The sequence below is a fragment of the Pseudomonas sp. FG1 genome (genome assembly GCF_034313875.1).
In the GTDB taxonomy this organism is placed as follows: Bacteria; Pseudomonadota; Gammaproteobacteria; order Pseudomonadales; family Pseudomonadaceae; genus Aquipseudomonas; species Aquipseudomonas veronii.
Genome location: NZ_JAVIWP010000001.1, coordinates 5,060,371 through 5,077,807 on the forward strand (window position 1 = coordinate 5,060,371; position 17,437 = coordinate 5,077,807).

Annotated in this window: 15 protein-coding genes; 8 read left to right on the top strand and 7 right to left on the bottom strand. The window is 61.5% G+C overall.

All coding sequences use genetic code 11. The features are described 5' to 3' along the window. Nucleotides 1-7 precede the first annotated feature (7 nt). The gene (cobM, locus tag RGV59_RS23045) at nt 8-754 is read left to right on the top strand and encodes a precorrin-4 C(11)-methyltransferase (protein WP_126586689.1); all 747 of its coding nucleotides are present in this window, start codon (nt 8-10) and stop codon (nt 752-754) included. Between the two features lie 254 nt (nt 755-1,008). Here cobM and nfuA read toward each other — a convergent pair whose 3' ends face one another. After that, nucleotides 1,009-1,593: a Fe-S biogenesis protein NfuA gene (gene nfuA / locus RGV59_RS23050; protein ID WP_003190728.1), complete on the bottom strand. Its 585-nt coding sequence runs from the start codon at nt 1,591-1,593 to the stop codon at nt 1,009-1,011. A gap of 94 nt (nt 1,594-1,687) precedes the next feature. Then, nucleotides 1,688-3,982: a fatty acid cis/trans isomerase gene (locus RGV59_RS23055; protein WP_104903034.1), complete on the bottom strand. Its 2,295-nt coding sequence runs from the start codon at nt 3,980-3,982 to the stop codon at nt 1,688-1,690. Between the two features lie 164 nt (nt 3,983-4,146). Between RGV59_RS23055 and metH the strand changes: the two genes are divergently transcribed. Further along, a complete protein-coding gene (metH, locus tag RGV59_RS23060) occupies nt 4,147-7,857 on the top strand; it encodes a methionine synthase (protein ID WP_017846602.1) in 3,711 nt (1,236 codons plus the stop codon). Nucleotides 7,858-7,908: 51 nt separating this feature from the next. Further along, nucleotides 7,909-8,127: a DUF2970 domain-containing protein gene (locus RGV59_RS23065; RefSeq protein WP_017846603.1), complete on the top strand. Its 219-nt coding sequence runs from the start codon at nt 7,909-7,911 to the stop codon at nt 8,125-8,127. Here RGV59_RS23065 and RGV59_RS23070 read toward each other — a convergent pair. Further along, nucleotides 8,124-9,191: an ABC transporter substrate-binding protein gene (locus tag RGV59_RS23070; RefSeq protein WP_017846604.1), complete on the bottom strand. Its 1,068-nt coding sequence runs from the start codon at nt 9,189-9,191 to the stop codon at nt 8,124-8,126. The two genes, RGV59_RS23065 and RGV59_RS23070, sit on opposite strands and share 4 nt — an antisense overlap. A 422-nt stretch (nt 9,192-9,613) precedes the next feature. On the opposite strand from RGV59_RS23070, the gene RGV59_RS23075 reads away from it, so the two are divergent. Together RGV59_RS23075 and RGV59_RS23080 are read left to right on the top strand one after the other, a co-directional pair. Next, a complete protein-coding gene (locus RGV59_RS23075; RefSeq protein ID WP_017846606.1) occupies nt 9,614-11,272 on the top strand; it encodes a nitrite/sulfite reductase in 1,659 nt (552 codons plus the stop codon). Then, entirely contained in the window at nt 11,256-11,750 is a 495-nt protein-coding gene (locus tag RGV59_RS23080; protein ID WP_017846607.1) for a DUF934 domain-containing protein, read from the top strand. Before RGV59_RS23075 ends, RGV59_RS23080 begins: the two co-directional genes overlap by 17 nt. 40 nt (nt 11,751-11,790) lie before the next feature. Here the strand turns inward: RGV59_RS23080 and RGV59_RS23085 are convergent, their stop codons facing one another. Beyond that, nucleotides 11,791-12,195: a MerR family transcriptional regulator gene (locus RGV59_RS23085; protein WP_104904541.1), complete on the bottom strand. Its 405-nt coding sequence runs from the start codon at nt 12,193-12,195 to the stop codon at nt 11,791-11,793. Between the two features lie 70 nt (nt 12,196-12,265). Here RGV59_RS23085 and RGV59_RS23090 point away from each other — a divergent pair, with 70 nt between their 5' ends. Beyond that, nucleotides 12,266-13,489, top strand: coding sequence for an NADH:flavin oxidoreductase/NADH oxidase family protein (locus RGV59_RS23090; protein ID WP_126586691.1), 1,224 nt, complete (start codon nt 12,266-12,268; stop codon nt 13,487-13,489). 77 nt (nt 13,490-13,566) lie between these two features. Then, the gene (poxB, locus tag RGV59_RS23095) at nt 13,567-15,291 is read left to right on the top strand and encodes a ubiquinone-dependent pyruvate dehydrogenase (protein ID WP_126586693.1); all 1,725 of its coding nucleotides are present in this window, start codon (nt 13,567-13,569) and stop codon (nt 15,289-15,291) included. Between the two features lie 104 nt (nt 15,292-15,395). Here the strand turns inward: poxB and RGV59_RS23100 are convergent, their stop codons facing one another. Next, on the bottom strand, nt 15,396-15,953 hold the full coding sequence (locus tag RGV59_RS23100; protein ID WP_017846611.1) for an NADPH-dependent FMN reductase: 558 nt from the start codon (nt 15,951-15,953) through the stop codon (nt 15,396-15,398). Nucleotides 15,954-16,180: 227 nt separating this feature from the next. Between RGV59_RS23100 and RGV59_RS23105 the strand changes: the two genes are divergently transcribed. Next, nucleotides 16,181-16,417 (top strand): hypothetical protein, encoded by a 237-nt coding sequence (locus tag RGV59_RS23105; protein ID WP_046383133.1) that lies wholly within the window; start codon nt 16,181-16,183, stop codon nt 16,415-16,417. Nucleotides 16,418-16,480: 63 nt separating this feature from the next. On the opposite strand, the gene RGV59_RS23110 is transcribed toward RGV59_RS23105, so the two are convergent. Next, on the bottom strand, nt 16,481-16,825 hold the full coding sequence (locus RGV59_RS23110; protein WP_017846613.1) for a hypothetical protein: 345 nt from the start codon (nt 16,823-16,825) through the stop codon (nt 16,481-16,483). A 103-nt stretch (nt 16,826-16,928) separates the two neighbouring features. Next, nucleotides 16,929-17,375 (bottom strand): type II secretion system major pseudopilin GspG, encoded by a 447-nt coding sequence (gspG, locus tag RGV59_RS23115; protein WP_104903031.1) that lies wholly within the window; start codon nt 17,373-17,375, stop codon nt 16,929-16,931. Nucleotides 17,376-17,437 lie beyond the last annotated feature (62 nt).

The window sequence follows — 17,437 nt, forward strand, 5'->3', positions numbered from 1 at the left end:
TTTCTCCATGACCGTCTACTTCATCGGCGCCGGCCCCGGCGACCCGGAATTGATCACCGTCAAAGGCCAGCGGCTGATCCGCAGTTGCCCGGTGATCATCTATGCAGGGTCGCTGGTGCCGGCGGCGGTACTGGAGGGGCATCAGGCCGAACAGGTGGTCAACAGCGCCGAACTGCACCTGGAACAGATCATCGAGCTGATCAAGGCCGCCGATGCCAAGGGCCAGGATGTGGCGCGGGTCCACTCCGGCGATCCAAGCCTGTACGGCGCAATTGGCGAACAGATCCGCCAGTTGCGCGAGCTGGGCATTGCGTTCCAGATCATTCCCGGCGTCACCGCCGTGGCCGCCTGCGCGGCGCTGCTGGAGACTGAACTGACCCTGCCGGATATCGCCCAGAGCGTGATTCTCACCCGCTACGCCGATAAAACCCGCATGCCCGCCGGTGAAGACTTCGACAGCCTGGCCCGCCACGGCACGACCATGGCGATTCATCTGGGGGTCAATCACCTGGAGAAGATCGTCGCCGAACTGCTGCCGCACTATGGCGCGGATTGCCCGATTGCCGTGGTACACCGCGCGACCTGGCCGGATCAGGATTGGGCTGTCGGCACCTTGGCGGACATTGCCGACAAAGTCGCGGCCAAAGGCTTCAGGCGCACGGCGCTGATTGTGGTGGGTCGGGTGCTGGCCAGTGACAGTTTCAGCGCGTCGTCGCTGTATCGGGCCGGGCATGCACACCTGTACCGCCCCTAATCAAAAACATCAAAAACAAAACATAAGACACTGATTTAACTAAACAAACACAAAATAAAATGTGGGAGGGAGCTTGCTCCCGATAGCGGTGTATCTGTTGCTTGATAAGTCGACTGACCCGCCGCTATCGGGAGCAAGCTCCCTCCCACACTTAATTTTCAGCGTTAGGTAGATCGCGTAAGAAGCTGAATTTTAAGCATAAAAAAACGGCGCTCACGGGGCGCCGTTTTTTTTGCTCGCAGTGAACACCTGACTCAGTAGTAGGCGTTTTCTTTCTGCGTATGGTCAGTCACATCACGAACGCCCTTGAGCTCCGGAATGCGCTCCAGCAAGGTACGCTCGATGCCTTCACGCAGGGTCACATCCGCCTGGCCGCAGCCCTGGCAGCCGCCGCCGAACTTCAATACGGCGATACCGTCATCCACCACGTCGATCAAGCTGACCTGCCCACCGTGGCTGGCCAGCCCAGGGTTGATCTCGGTTTGCAGGTAGTAATTGATGCGTTCGTTGACCGGGCTGTCGGCATTGACGTTCGGCACCTTGGCGTTCGGCGCCTTGATGGTCAATTGGCCGCCCATGCGGTCAGTGGCGTAGTCGACCACCGCGTCGTCGAGGAACGCTTCGCTGAAGGCATCGATATACGCGGTGAAGCTTTTCAGCCCCAGCGCGGTGTCTTCCGGCTTCTCTTCGCCCGGCTTGCAGTAGGCGATGCACGTCTCGGCGTACTGGGTGCCAGGCTGGGTGATAAAGACGCGGATGCCGATACCCGGGGTGTTCTGCTTGGACAGCAGGTCAGCCAGGTAATCGTGGGCGGCGTCGGTAATGGTTATGGCAGTCATGGAAACTCCTCACAGGCTTGCTGGCAGTTTACGCCAAAATATTACGCAGATACAAAGCCCCAGTAATTTTGTCGGAAAAGCCTCACCATCGCCGTCAGAGGTTTTCATAGCGGTTCATATCCAGCACACCCTCTTCCACCGGCGTGGTTTCGCGGATGTAGGTCGACAGATCGTGGAAGTACTCCCAGAACTGCGGATGGCTGCGGCGCACACCCCAACGATCGACGATCTTCTCGAAGTGCTGGGCGTCGCGGGCACTTTCCATGGCCGCGACGAACGCCGGCACTTGCTCGGCCGGGATATTGAACATGAAGTTCGGATAACTGCTCAGCACGCCGGGGTAGACCGTCAACGTGTCCAGGCCCGGTTGATAGCGAGAAGCCTCACCCAGCATGAACGCGACATTAGTGTGGGCACGGTTGCGCAGCAGGCTGTAGACCTCACGATGACCGGTGCGGGTTTCGATGCGCAGCATGGTCGCTTCCGGCAATTGGTCGATGACCTTGAGCCCCGCCGCCGGGCGCAACGTCAGGCGACTCAGGGCCTGCTCGGCATCGCGCAGCACCGGTTCGAGGCCCGGCCGCGAACAGTAGGCGCCGACACAGCGATTGATCGGGTCCGGGCTGGCATTGAGGTCGCCATAACGCGCCAGCAACTGGTTGACGAAATCGCGTTTCGGGTCTTTTTCATTCAGTTTCAGGCCGGTGGGTTTATCGTCGTCGATCGACTCATAGTCCATCCACAACTTGACCTTGCCGCCGTTCTGATACCAATCGTCGAGGAAATCGTCCCGCGAATTGGCCGGCATCAGGCGCAGGAAGTTCTGTTCGGCGCCATTGCGGATCAGGTCGAAGTACAAGCGGGTCTGGGCCTGATGGGAGACGTTGCCGAACACGTCGAAGTTGACCACCAATTGGTAGTAGGTGCGCTCCAGCAACGGGTAATCGAACAACCACATCGTCTGCGGGACTTCACCGATCAGGCCTTTATTGACCGACGCGCTGTCGAAGTGACGGAAGATGCTCAACAACGCATTGTCGTTGCCGGCCCACAGCGTCGACCAACCGGGCGCCGGCAACTCGCCATAGCGGTAGCGACGCAGCGCTTCGTACTCGTTGCGCTTGTCACGGTACTTGAGCCACAGGCTGAGCACGCTGCCCACGTCGTCGTTCTGCCCGGGCATTGCCAGCAACGGCGTGGCCCGGCCGCGATAGAGCGGATCGGTGATGTACAGGTCGTGTTCGGGGGCCTGGAACAGCGCCCAGAAATTGTCGCGGATCACGTCCGTGGCGATCTGGCCCCGGCACACCGGGCCGCGGATGAAGGTGCGGACAAAGTACTCGGCGTTATCGAGCATGAACTGGTAGCGCGCCTGGGCCGGAATCGCCTCGAACGTCTCGAACGGGTTGGCACGACGGCCCGGACCGTAGCCCGGCAAGGCGCTGACCTGCCAGTCGCCGCTGTAGAACAAGGCTTTGACCCGTTCCATTTTCGCCGCGCTGAGCGGGTACGTGATGTGGGTCTTATGGACGATCACCCCTTGTATCGGCCACAGCCGGTAGTAGATCCGGGTACCGGGATCGTCGTTGGGGCGACGGGTATTGATCAGGTCGATCGGCTGCCCGCTGGGGGTGCGCGAGCGGACCCACTGGAAGAAATGCCCCGGCTCACCGCCTTCGAAATACAGATGTGCGATAAACAGGTGTTCAAACAGCCAGCGGGCGACCAGGCTTTCGCGGGCGCCGGGGGCGTTGAGCAGGTTTTCCCACTGCAGCACCTGTGCGGCTTCCTGGGCACTTGGCGCCACGCCCTGCTGGTCAATCGGCGCACCGGAGGCCAGCCAGCGTCGCAGGGTCTGGTACTGCTGGTCGCTCAAGCCGGTCACGGCCAGCGGCATGCCTTCATTGGGGTGCACGTCGGCGTAAGTGTCGAACTCCTCTGGCAGCGGGCACATGTTCTCGCGGTTCAGGCCCAGCACGATGTCGTCCGGCAGCTTGCCGTTGGGCTGCAACGGCGCGCGGCTGTGGCCCAGTTCGAGCATGCGCGCCATCAACGCAGCCTGGCTGCCTTGGGCGTCGAGCACGGAAGTGAAGCCTTCGTGCCGCCAGGCAGCCTTGCCGAACGCGTCGTAGAACAGACGCGTCGGCTTGGTCGCCTGACTGCGATCACCATCGTAGACCAGTACCTTGGTCGCCCCCCGCGCCGCGCCCTCGCCACTGCCCAGGTTCAACTGGCAGGCCGAGTCGTAGCAGGCATGACACGCCACGCACTTCTCAGTGAAGATCGGTTGGATATCACGGGTGTAGGAAAGCGCCGGAGCGGGATCTTGGGCCTGTGTAGTGCTGCCAATCAGCAACAAAACGAAGCTGATGATGATGCGATACGGCATGAGCCTGGTCCCGATATGAAGCCAAAATAGAAAACCCCGCGGATTCTACCGATCTAACACGCGCACCAACATGAACGATATTCATGCAAAACCTGCACATGCTCCAAATCCACACAGGTTTGCTATGATCCACGCCCTCCGTAATGCCTGAACAGAGTAGTCCCATGTCCGATCGTAGCGCTCGTCTGCAAGCCCTTCACCAAGCCCTCAAGGAACGCATCCTGATCCTCGACGGCGGCATGGGCACGATGATCCAGAGCTATAAGCTGGAAGAACAGGACTACCGCGGCAAACGGTTTGCCGACTGGCCGAGCGACGTCAAGGGTAACAACGACCTGTTGCTGCTCAGCCGTCCGGACGTCATCGCCTCCATCGAGAAGGCGTACCTGGATGCCGGCGCCGACATCCTCGAAACCAACACCTTCAACGCCACCCAAGTGTCCCAGGCCGATTACGGCATGGAGTCGCTCGCCTACGAGTTGAACGTAGAAGGTGCCCGCGTCGCGCGCAAGGTGGCCGACGCCAAGACCCTGGAGACGCCGGACAAGCCACGCTTCGTCGCCGGCGTGCTCGGCCCGACCAGCCGTACCTGCTCGCTGTCGCCGGATGTGAACAACCCCGGCTACCGCAACGTGACCTTCGATGAACTGGTGGAGAACTACACCGAGGCCACCAAGGGCCTGATCGAAGGCGGCGCGGACCTGATCCTCATCGAAACCATTTTCGACACCCTCAACGCCAAGGCCGCGATCTTTGCCGTGCAGGGTGTATTCGAAGAGCTGGGCTTCGAACTGCCGATCATGATCTCCGGCACCATCACCGACGCCTCCGGCCGCACCCTGTCGGGCCAGACCACCGAAGCGTTCTGGAACTCGGTCAGCCACGCCAAGCCGATTTCCGTGGGCCTCAACTGCGCCCTGGGCGCCAGCGAGTTGCGTCCGTACCTCGAAGAGCTGTCGAACAAGGCCAACACTTATGTGTCCGCGCACCCTAACGCCGGCCTGCCCAACGAATTCGGCGAATACGACGAATTGCCGGCGCAAACCGCCAAAGTCATCGAAGAATTCGCCCAGAGCGGCTTCCTGAACATCGTCGGCGGCTGCTGCGGCACCACGCCGGGGCATATCGAAGCCATCGCCAAGGCCGTGGCCGGTTACGCGCCGCGCCAGATCCCGGACATTCCCAAGGCCTGCCGTTTGTCGGGCCTGGAGCCGTTCACCATCGATCGCCAGTCGTTGTTCGTCAACGTCGGCGAACGTACCAACATCACCGGTTCCGCCCGTTTCGCCCGGCTGATCCGCGAAGACAACTACACCGAAGCCCTCGAAGTCGCCCTGCAGCAGGTGGAAGCCGGCGCCCAGGTGATCGACATCAACATGGACGAAGGCATGCTCGATTCGAAGAAGGCCATGGTGACCTTCCTCAATCTGATTGCCGGCGAGCCGGACATCTCCCGCGTGCCGATCATGATCGACTCCTCCAAGTGGGAAGTGATCGAAGCCGGCCTCAAGTGCATCCAGGGCAAGGGCATCGTCAACTCCATCAGCATGAAGGAAGGCGTCGAGCAGTTCATCCATCACGCCAAGCTGTGCAAACGCTACGGTGCCGCCGTGGTGGTGATGGCCTTCGACGAAGCCGGCCAGGCCGACACCGAAGCGCGCAAGAAAGAGATCTGCAAACGCTCCTACGACATCCTGGTCAATGAAGTCGGCTTCCCGCCGGAAGACATCATCTTCGACCCGAACATCTTCGCGGTCGCCACCGGTATCGAAGAGCACAACAACTACGCCGTCGACTTCATCAACGCCTGCGCCTACATCCGCGACGAGCTGCCGTATGCGCTGACGTCCGGCGGCGTGTCCAACGTGTCGTTCTCGTTCCGCGGCAACAACCCGGTGCGCGAGGCGATCCACTCGGTGTTCCTGCTGTATGCGATCCGCAACGGCCTGACCATGGGCATCGTCAACGCCGGCCAGTTGGAGATCTACGACCAGATCCCCGCCGAACTGCGCGACGCGGTGGAAGACGTGGTGCTCAACCGCACCCCGGACGGCACCGATGCCCTGCTCGCCATCGCCGACAAGTACAAGGGCGACGGCAGCGTCAAGGAAGCCGAAACCGAGGAATGGCGCGGCTGGCCGGTCAACAAGCGCCTGGAACACGCGCTGGTCAAGGGCATCACCACGCACATCGTCGAAGACACCGAAGAGTCCCGGCAGTCGTTCGCGCGCCCGATCGAAGTGATCGAAGGCCCGCTGATGTCCGGCATGAACATCGTCGGCGACCTGTTTGGCGCGGGCAAAATGTTCCTGCCGCAGGTGGTCAAGTCGGCGCGGGTGATGAAACAGGCCGTGGCCCATCTGATCCCGTTCATCGAACTGGAAAAAGGCGACAAGCCGGAAGCCAAGGGCAAGATCCTCATGGCCACGGTGAAGGGCGACGTGCATGACATCGGCAAGAACATCGTCGGCGTGGTGCTGGGATGCAACGGCTATGACATCGTCGATCTGGGCGTGATGGTACCGGCGGAGAAGATCCTGCAGGTGGCCAAAGAACAGAAGTGCGACATCATCGGGCTGTCCGGCCTGATCACCCCGTCCCTTGATGAGATGGTCCACGTCGCCCGCGAAATGCAGCGCCAGGACTTCCACCTGCCGCTGATGATCGGTGGCGCCACCACCTCCAAGGCGCACACGGCGGTGAAGATCGAGCCCAAGTACAGCAATGATGCGGTGATCTACGTGACCGACGCCTCGCGCGCGGTGGGCGTGGCCACGCAGCTGCTGTCCAAGGAATTGAAGGCCGGTTTCGTCGAGAAGACCCGCCTGGAATACATCGAAGTGCGCGAGCGCACCTCGAACCGCAGCGCACGCACCGAACGCCTGAGCTACCCGGCGGCGATCGCCAAGAAGCCGCAGTTCGACTGGAGCACTTACACGCCGGTCACGCCGACCTTTACCGGCGCCAAGGTGCTGGACAACATCGACCTCAAGGTGCTCGCCGAATACATCGACTGGACCCCGTTCTTCATCTCCTGGGACCTGGCCGGCAAGTTCCCGCGCATCCTCACCGATGAAGTGGTGGGTGAAGCCGCCACGGCGCTGTATGCCGACGCCCAGGAAATGCTCGCCAAGCTGATCGACGAGAAGCTGATCAGCGCTCGCGCGGTGTTTGGTTTCTGGCCGGCCAACCAGGTGAACGATGACGACCTGGAAGTCTACGGCGACGACGGGCAGCCCCTGGCAACCTTGCACCACCTGCGCCAGCAGATCATCAAGACCGACGGCAAGCCGAACTTCTCCCTGGCCGACTTCGTCGCGCCCAAAGACAGCGGCATCACCGACTACGTGGGAGGGTTTATCACCACCGCGGGCATCGGCGCCGAGGAAGTGGCCAAGGCTTACCAGGACGCGGGCGACGACTACAACTCGATCATGGTCAAGGCCCTGGCCGACCGCCTGGCCGAAGCTTGCGCCGAATGGCTGCACCAACAGGTGCGCAAAGATTACTGGGGTTATGCCAAGGACGAGCAACTGGACAATGACGCGCTGATCAAGGAACAGTACAGCGGCATCCGCCCTGCCCCCGGCTACCCGGCGTGCCCCGACCACACCGAGAAAGGCACCCTGTTCCAACTGCTGGACCCCGAGGCCCGCGAGATGCATGCCGGCCGCAGCGGCGTGTTCCTTACCGAGCACTACGCGATGTTCCCGGCGGCTGCGGTCAGCGGCTGGTACTTCGCCCACCCGCAGGCGCAATACTTCGCCGTGGGCAAGGTCGACAAAGACCAGGTGGCGAGCTACACCGCGCGCAAAGGCCAGGACCTGGCCGTGACCGAGCGCTGGTTGGCACCGAACCTGGGTTACGACAACTAAGCACGCGCAGATTGTCTATGCTTGCCTCACACATCTTGTGTCGAGGCACGTATGGACGATCCAGCCAACAACAAACCGCCTACCCTGTGGCAGATGCTGCACAGCGTCGTCGCCGCCGCCTTTGGCGTGCAGAGCGGCAAGAACCGCGCCCGCGACTTTACCCATGGCAAGCCCAGCCACTTTGTGGTCCTGGGCATTCTGTTCACAGTGGTGTTTGCCTTGACGCTGTTCGGCATCGTCAAACTGGTGTTGCTGCTGGCCGGGGTCTAGTGCAGCAGCAGACGCATGCTGAAGGGGTAACCATAGGACGCAGGCTTGCCCAGGGCGGACAGTGCGCGGAAATTTACCGTCGGCATGGGCCCCAGCAAGCGCCGCGCCTGGGCGGAATCGATCAGTTGGAATAGCGCCTCCTGGCGGTCGCGCCCGCCGTGAGCGACGATGTCCACGCCCTTGGCATCATCATTGATCAGCACCATCGCCCACCCGCCCACGGTGAAATGCCCGGCGACCAGGGACGACAACTGCCCGTTCAGACGCGCCTGCAAGATCTCCGGCGAACTGTTGACCGCACTGAACAGCGCGTCCTTGCCAGGCACGCGCCCGCTGTCCCGAAACGCCTGCATGGCACCCAGCGCCATCTGATCGTTGGCCGACCACACCAGCGCCGTGTGCGGGTAACGCTTGAACAGCTGCGTCGCTTGCTCGAAGGCGCGCTCGCGGCTCCACTCTCCATAAACCAACTGACGCAGGCGCACCTCGGGGTGTTCGGCCAGCGCCCGGTGCATGCCCTGCTCTCGCAACAGGGCAACGGGAGTGGTCTTGATGCCGGAGAAGGCCAGCAGGTCGAGGGATTCGCCGGGCGCAACACGGCCGTGCTGGCGCAACATGTCCTTGAGCATCAGGTAGCCGGCCTCTTCGTCGTCGGCGACCAGGCTGCCGATCAGATCGATGCCCGTGCGGGCGCCCAACAATTGCACCTGGTCGGCGGTCAGCGCGCTGTTCACCACCAGTAATTTCACCCCACTGCCCTGAGCCATGCGCAGAATCTGCGGGGCGACATACTGCTCATTGACCAGCACCAGATAATCCGGCCGCTCGCGGCCTTGCAGTTCCTCCCGGGCCTGGACCAATGTGGTGTGAAGATCGCGCTCGCCATAGCGCACGCGCAAATCCAGGCCGAGGTCCTTGGCCGCGGCCTGCATGAATTGCGCGTAACTGACCCAAAAGGTTTCCGTCGACATGCCCGGGTTGAGAAACACCACCGACGCCGCCTGAGCCACGCCACAAAATGCTGGCCCCAGCAACCACACACACGCAAACAGAACCTTCACCATGGTTATTCAAGCCTTGAACATTGACCGCCATGATACTGGCAATCGGACAGTCATTCGAGGCTCAGTCAACGCTGTTTACTGGTGGCCAACCCAGAACACCGCCGTCCCTACCACGAGAATGATCAGAAATAGAATGGCCCAGGCATCCACGGTACTGTCGGGTTTACGGGCTTTTGTCGGATGGCTCATCGCATCGCCTCTTGTCGGTTTTATAGGTGATTGCATTCAGACTCGCCCACAGTAAAGTTGATGATTGCCCGCATGACAAATGCGTGTATACCGACAATCGTTCCCATTAGTCGATTTGGTTCTTTGCATATACTCAAACATCACTTTTGCGCATAAACGCAAACTGGTATCGTGCCCCGGCTCCGTTGGGAGTGCGCGGCCGTGCGCGCAGATTTGCCGAGAACAGGACCTATATGTACGTATACGACGAATACGATCAGCGCATCATCGAGGACCGCGTCAAGCAGTTCCGTGATCAGACCCGACGCTACCTAGCAGGTGAACTGAGCGAAGAAGAGTTCCGCCCTCTGCGCCTGCAAAATGGCCTTTATGTTCAGCGCTTTGCGCCGATGCTGCGGGTGGCCGTGCCCTATGGCCAACTGACTTCGCGCCAGACACGCATGATGGCCAAGATTGCCCGCGACTTCGACAAGGGCTACGCCCACATCAGTACCCGCCAAAACGTGCAGTTCAACTGGCCGGCGCTGGAAGACGTGCCGGACATCCTGGCTGAACTGGCCACCGTGCAGATGCACGCCATTCAGACCAGCGGTAACTGCCTGCGCAACGTGACCACCGACCAATTCGCCGGGGTTGCCGCCGACGAACTGATCGACCCGCGCCCCTGGTGTGAAATCGTCCGCCAATGGACCACGTTCCACCCAGAATTCGCTTACCTGCCGCGCAAGTTCAAGATCGCCATCAATGGCTCGACATCGGACCGTGCGGCGATCGAAGTACACGACATCGGCCTGGAGCCGGTCCACAACGCCGCCGGCGAGTTGGGCTTCCGTGTACTGGTAGGCGGTGGCCTGGGGCGTACCCCGGTGGTCGGCGCGTTTATCAACGAGTTCCTGCCGTGGCAGGACCTGCTGAGCTACCTCGACGCGATCCTGCGGGTCTACAACCGCTATGGCCGTCGCGACAACAAATACAAGGCGCGGATCAAGATCCTGGTCAAGGCGCTGACCCCTGAGGTGTTCGCACAGAAAGTCGACGCCGAGATGGAACACCTGCGCGGCGGCCAGACCACCCTGACCGACGCCGAAGTCCACCGCGTGGCCAAACACTTCGTCGACCCCGAGTACAAAGCCCTGGGCAATCAGGACGCCGAACTCGCCGCGCTCGACCAGCAGCACCCAGGCTTCGCCCGCTGGCGTGTGCGCAACACCCTGGCGCACAAAAAGCCGGGCTATGTCGCCGTGACCCTGTCGCTCAAGCCTACCGGCGTCGCCCCCGGCGATATCACCGACAAGCAGCTGGACGCCGTGGCCGACCTGGCCGAGCGCTACAGCTTCGGTCAACTGCGCACCTCCCACGAGCAGAACATCATTCTCGCGGACGTTGAGCAGAGCCAACTGTTCACCCTGTGGGGCGAACTGCGCGAAGGGGGTTTCGCCACGCCGAACATCGGCCTGCTGACCGACATCATCTGCTGCCCGGGCGGCGACTTCTGCTCCCTGGCCAACGCCAAGTCGATCCCGATTGCCGAATCGATCCAGCGCCGTTTCGACGACCTGGACTACCTGTTCGACATCGGCGAGCTGGACCTGAACATTTCCGGTTGCATGAACGCCTGTGGTCACCACCACGTCGGCCACATCGGCATCCTGGGCGTGGACAAGAAAGGCGAAGAATTCTACCAAGTGTCCCTGGGTGGCAGCGCCAGCCGCGATGCGAGCCTGGGCAAGATCCTCGGCCCATCCTTCGCCCAGGAAGCCATGCCCGAGGTGATCGGCAAACTGATCGATGTGTACATCGAGCAGCGCACCGAAGATGAGCGTTTCATCGACACCTACCAGCGCATCGGCATTGACCTGTTCAAGGAGCGCGTCTATGCAGCGAATCATTAAGAACAACGAAGTCGTCGACGAAACCTGGCACCTGCTGCCCAAGGACGCGACCTTCGACGGCATCTCCAACTGCGACGACCTGATCGTGCCGCTGGCGCTGTGGCGCGAGCACGGTCATGCGCTCAAGGCCCGTGACGGCGGCCTGGGCGTGTGGCTGGACGCCGATGAAGAAGCCGAAGAGATCGGTGACGACGTGGCGCACTTCCAGGTCATCGCCCTGAACTTCCCGGCCTTCACCGACGGGCGCAACTACTCCAATGCGCGCCTGCTGCGTGACCGCTACGGTTACAAAGGCGAATTGCGCGCGATTGGCGACGTGCTGCGCGACCAACTGTTCTACCTGCACCGCTGCGGGTTCGATGCCTTCGCCTTGCGCCCCGACAAAGACCCGTATGAAGCGCTGGAAAGCCTCAAGGACTTTTCCGTGACGTACCAGGCTGCAACGGACGAGCCGCTGCCGCTGTTCCGTCGCCGTTAAGCGTTAGCATCGTGAAAAGCCCTGGCATGCCAGGGCTTTTTTATACATCGAGTTTGATCGACGCCAGCACCTGTTTCTGCTCCATGGAACACGGCACACCCTCCGGCTGCGCGCGCACCGCCGCGATCACGCCCAGCAACTGCGCCTTGCTGTGCGCCAGTTGCGCCTGCATCCCTTCGATCTGCTGCACCTTACGCTCCAACGCCTCAATCAGCGCCTCGCGCTTGTGCTCGCCCGGCGTCGGCATCAGCGCCTTGAGTTCCTGCAAGGTAAACCCGGCCTGTTGCGCGCTCTGGATCAGTTGCAGGGTTTGCAGGGCCTCGGGGGCATAACGCCGATAGCCGTTGGCCTGCCTGCCCACCTGGCTGATCAACCCTTCGGCCTCATAAAACCGAATACGCGACGCCGCCAGCCCGCTCTGTTTCGCCAGTTCACCAATATTCATCGCCATGCCCGCTTGACATTAAAGTTAACTTTAAGCTTAGCCTGAGGCCTCCCCCGCTCAGGAGTCAACCATGTCACCTTTCGAACCCTTACAACTGCCCAACGGCCAAGTCCTTGTCAACCGTATCGCCAAGGCTGCGATGGAGGAGAATATGGCCGACGCCCAACAAGCGCCGTCCCGTGAATTGAAGCAGTTGTACCAGGCCTGGGCGGATGGCGAGCCCGGCTTGCTGCTGACCGGTAACGTGATGATCGACCGCCGCGCCATGACCGGCCCCGGCGGCGTTGCGCTGGAGGACGAGCGGTCACTGGACAGCTTTCGCGAATGGGCCGCCCTCGGACGCAACAACGGCGGGCACTTCTGGGTGCAGCTCAATCATCCGGGGCGCCAGACGCCGGCCAACCTGCGCCAGCAAGCCTTGGCGCCGTCCGCCGTGGCCCTCGACCTGGGTATTTTTTCGAAGATGTTCGCCAAGCCCAGGGCTATGTCCGAAGACGAGATCCAGAACGTGATCACGCGCTTTGCCACCAGCGCGCGCCTGGCCGAGAAAGCCGGGTTTACAGGCGTGCAGATCCACGCAGCGCATGGCTACTTGCTCAGCCAGTTTCTCTCGCCCTTGAGCAACCGGCGCACCGATCACTGGGGCGGCTCGCTGCCGAACCGCGCACGCTTGCTGATTGAAGTGATCAAGGCCGTTCGCGCCAGTGTCAGCCCCTCGTTTTGCGTGGGGGTGAAACTCAACTCGGCAGACTTCCAGCGCGGCGGCTTCGACGCGGACGATGCGCGTGCCGTGGTCAAGCTGCTCAATGTCCTGCCCATCGACCTGCTGGAGCTGTCCGGCGGCAGCTACGAAGCACCGGCCATGCAGGGCGAAGCCCGGGACGGGCGGACCCTGGCCCGCGAAGCGTATTTCCTGGAAATGGCCCGCGAGCTGGCGACCCTCGCAAACATGCCGGTGATGGTCACCGGTGGCATTCGCCGCTTGCCGGTGGTGCAGCAAGTCCTCGACAGCGGCATCGCCATGGCCGGTATCGCCACCGCCCTGACCCTGGAACCGCAACTGATCAAACACTGGCGCGAAGGTCGCGACCCCAACCCGCAACTCACAGCGATCAGTTGGCAGCGCAAGCCCCTCGCCGCCCTCGCCGTGGTGCGTCACCAGATGCGTTGCCTGAGCCGCGGCCATCGCCCCAATCCCAACGTTGCGCCGTGCATGGCACTGGTCCGCGATCAATGGTTTATCGTCCGGCGCACTCGCCAATACCGCGCAACCATGACGCAATCTTCACATTAAGCACGGAGCATTCGCCGTGATCGAACTGTCCTCTATTGAGAGGCCACTTTTAACCTCACTGACGATTGGAGTTCTTCATGGCAAAAATCAACCTGGCCCAGCAATTGGCAACCACCCTTGAACAGGCAGGCATCAAGCGCATCTGGGGCCTGACCGGCGACAGCCTCAATGGCCTCACCGACGCACTGCGCACCATGGACAGCATCGAGTGGATGCATGTGCGCCACGAAGAGGTCGCCGCGTTCGCCGCCGGTGCCGAAGCCGCCGCCACCGGCGAGTTGGCGGTGTGCGCCGGCAGTTGCGGGCCGGGGAATCTGCATTTGATCAACGGCCTGTTCGACTGCCATCGCAACCATGTACCGGTGTTGGCCATCGCCGCACAAATCCCGTCTTCCGAAATCGGCTTGAACTACTTCCAGGAAACCCATCCCCAGGAACTGTTCAAAGAGTGCAGCCACTTCATCGAACTGGTGACCAACCCCGAGCAGATGCCCCAAGTGCTGCATCGCGCCATGCGCGCGGCAATCCTCAATCGCGGCGTGGCGGTGGTGGTGATCCCCGGGGATGTGTCGCTGCTGGAAGTGGAAGACACGCTCAAACCCTGGCCGGCCCTGCATGTGCCGCGCACCCTGCCGGCGGAACAGGACCTGCAACGCCTCAGCGAAATCCTCGACAGCAGCCAGAAAGTCACCTTGCTGTGCGGCAGCGGCTGCGCTGGCGCCCATGCCCAAGTGGTGGCCCTGGCCGATGCCTTGGGCGCGCCGGTGGTACACGCCTTGCGCGGCAAGGAGCACGTGGAATGGGACAACCCGTTCGACGTGGGCATGACCGGCCTGATCGGTTTCAGCTCCGGTTACCACGCCATGCTCAATTGCGACACGCTGATCATGCTCGGCACCGACTTTCCGTACCGCCAGTTCTACCCCACCGACGCGAAGATCATCCAGATCGATCGCAACCCCCAGGCGCTGGGTCGACGTGCCACCCTGGACCTGGGCATCGCCGCTGACGTGAGCGAGACGCTCGACGCACTGCTGCCGCGCCTGACCCGCAAGGCCGACCGCAGCTTCCTCGAAACGTCCTTGAAACACTACGAGAAAGCCCGCCAGGGCCTCGATGACCTGGCGCAAGCGTCGAAGGCCAACCGGCCGATTCACCCGCAATACGTGGCGCGCCTGCTGAGTGAACTGGCCGACGACGATGCGATCTTCACCGCCGACGTCGGCTCGCCCACCGTGTGGGCGGCGCGCTACCTGAAAATGAACGGCAAACGGCGCTTGATCGGCTCGTTCAACCACGGCTCGATGGCCAACGCCATGCCCCAGGCCATCGGTGCCCAGGCGGCTTTCCCCGGGCGACAGGTGATCTCAATGTCCGGCGACGGCGGTTTTACCATGTTGATGGGGGATTTCATTTCGTTGGCGCAGCTGAAACTGCCGGTGAAGGTCATCGTGTTCGATAACGCATCACTCGGTTTTGTCGCCATGGAAATGAAAGCCGCCGGCTACCTTGAGGCCGGCACCGAGCTGAAAAACCCGGACTTCGCCGCCATGTCCAACGCCATGGGCATCCTGGGCATTCGCGTGGAGCAATCCGAAGACCTCGAACCGGCCCTGCGCCGCGCCCTGGCCCATGACGGCCCGGTGCTGGTGGACGTGGTGACGGCGACCCAGGAATTGGTGATGCCACCCAGTATCAAGCTGGAACAGGCCAAGGGTTTCAGCCTGTACATGCTCAAGGCAGTGATGAGCGGGCGCGGGGATGAAGTGATCGAGCTGGCGCGCACCAACTGGTTACGCTGATGTGAACACAGGCTGACGGGCTTGCCCGCGATTGCGCGGCTTCAGTGCATGCATCTTCAACTGATACATCGCCATCGCGAGCCAGCCCGTTTCCACATCGGCGATCAGCCGTGCTGTTTTTCTACCCACTTGCCGTAGGCATCGATAAACGCCTGCAGGAACGGCTTGGTTTTCTCCGACAGTTTGCCCGCCTCGTCGAACACACTGCCCGCGCCGCCCAGGTAGGCTTCCGGCTGCTGCATGCACGGCACGTCGAGGAACACCAGGGACTGGCGCAGATGGTGGTTGGCGCCAAAGCCGCCGACAGCCCCCGGCGACACGCTGATAATCGCCCCCGGCTTGCCGCTCCAGGCGCTTTGCCCGTAAGGGCGCGAGCCCACATCGATGGCATTCTTCAGCGGGGCGGGCACGGAGCGGTTGTATTCAGGGGTCACGAACAGCACTGCGTCGGATGAACGCACTTGTTGACGGAAAGTACTGTAGGCTGCGGGCGGTGATGCCCCGTCGATGTCCTCGTTGTAGAGCGGCAAATCGCCAATTTCGACAATGTTCAATGTGAGGTTGGCGGGGGCCAGTTCGGCCAATGCCAGGGCGACCTTGCGGTTGATCGACTCTTTTCTCAAGCTGCCCACCAGGACGGCAATCGTGTAGACCTTGCTCATTGAGGTTTCCCGACGTCTGACTAAAGGAGCTTGTAGTTATAGAGCCTTCGCGACGCGTTCACCAGAAGGTTTTGATAATTCCCCCGGCGTCTGCCTCGCGACCACCCGCGTAGGAAGCGTCTGAAAACATCAACGAATAGTATTTTTTTTCCATAGGTAAACTACCCCGCTCCATGACGGTCTACAGAACCGCAAATCGAGTGTTTATCTCCAGAGGTTCTAAACAGATGGCAGCAGTACTTGTCGGACAGTTCCATGCCAGAGACGCAGAAGGACGCGTGTATTCGGTGCATGAGTTCCAGGAATCCACCCCGCCGCTAGACGGCCTGGCTGGCTCGGCGCCCACCACAACCTACAAGCTGGCCATTGGCGACCGTGTAGAAAAACTGGAAGGCGATGAATTCAAATTGATTCAGTCCGGGACCATTATCGTCCGCGAATCGGAAACCGTCCGCGCGCAATAAGCTTGAGCCCCCGAGCGTACCTGCTCAGTCCTGGCCATTGACGGCATTGACTGGGCCGGGCGATCACGGGCGGCGAACCTCCGTCACTTCAATCCCAGGGTCTCCCTCAACCTGTTTGAGCGTGACCATCAGTCGCCCCTTCTCGCCCTCGACGTCATACATCAAGCGCTTGTAGCCCGGCGTACCATACGCGGGATACGCCACCACCTGCCTGACCAGCGTGATGCCCAACACCGCACCCACCTGCGCGCCCACCTGTTCCTGGGAACGGATGAACGCATCGAGTGCGAGGTTTTCGGACGTAGTGTCGTCGGGATTGCTCAAGAGATAAGCGGCCACGCCTCCCACGGTCACCAGGACCAGCAGTTGCCTGGCCGTTACCCCGAAGAAGTTCGCGGGCATCGGCATTTGAGACCAGACCTGTTTTTGTTGTAAGTACCGGGTAACCGGCATTGGTCGTTGATGATCAGACCAACCATTCTAAACAGGTCGATGGGTAATGCCAGATGAATCAGTTGTCGCCGTAGGTAATATCCTTGTTATCCCCGACACCGCCCAACGTCCGATCCTTGCCGAAGGAGAACAGGTCGAACGGAACCTGGGGTTGGCTCGGCGGAAAGTGATACTGATAAGCAACACCCCACGGATCGGTCAGCAGCTCCTCGTTGACATAGGGGCCTTTCCAATTCGCGTCGGCGGCGGGCGGCTTGATCAACCCCTCCAGGCCTTCCTCATCGGTCGGATAGCGGCCAGTGTCTTGATGGAAGTGCTCGACGGCCTTGCCCAGCTCGGCGACCTGGGCCTTGGCCATAGCGATTTCCGTCAGGGTCATCTCGCCAAACAGCCGCGGCCACAATGCCAGGGCCAACACGCCGATGACGACGAGTACCACCAGCACCGCCCATCGCGTAAAGCCGCCGTGGGTGCGCCGGTTGCCGACTATGACTGGTGCAGACATTCTGAGCTCCCTTGTCGCTCGGTTGATACGCTCGTTATATGCCCTGCTTGTTGCAGTTGCGC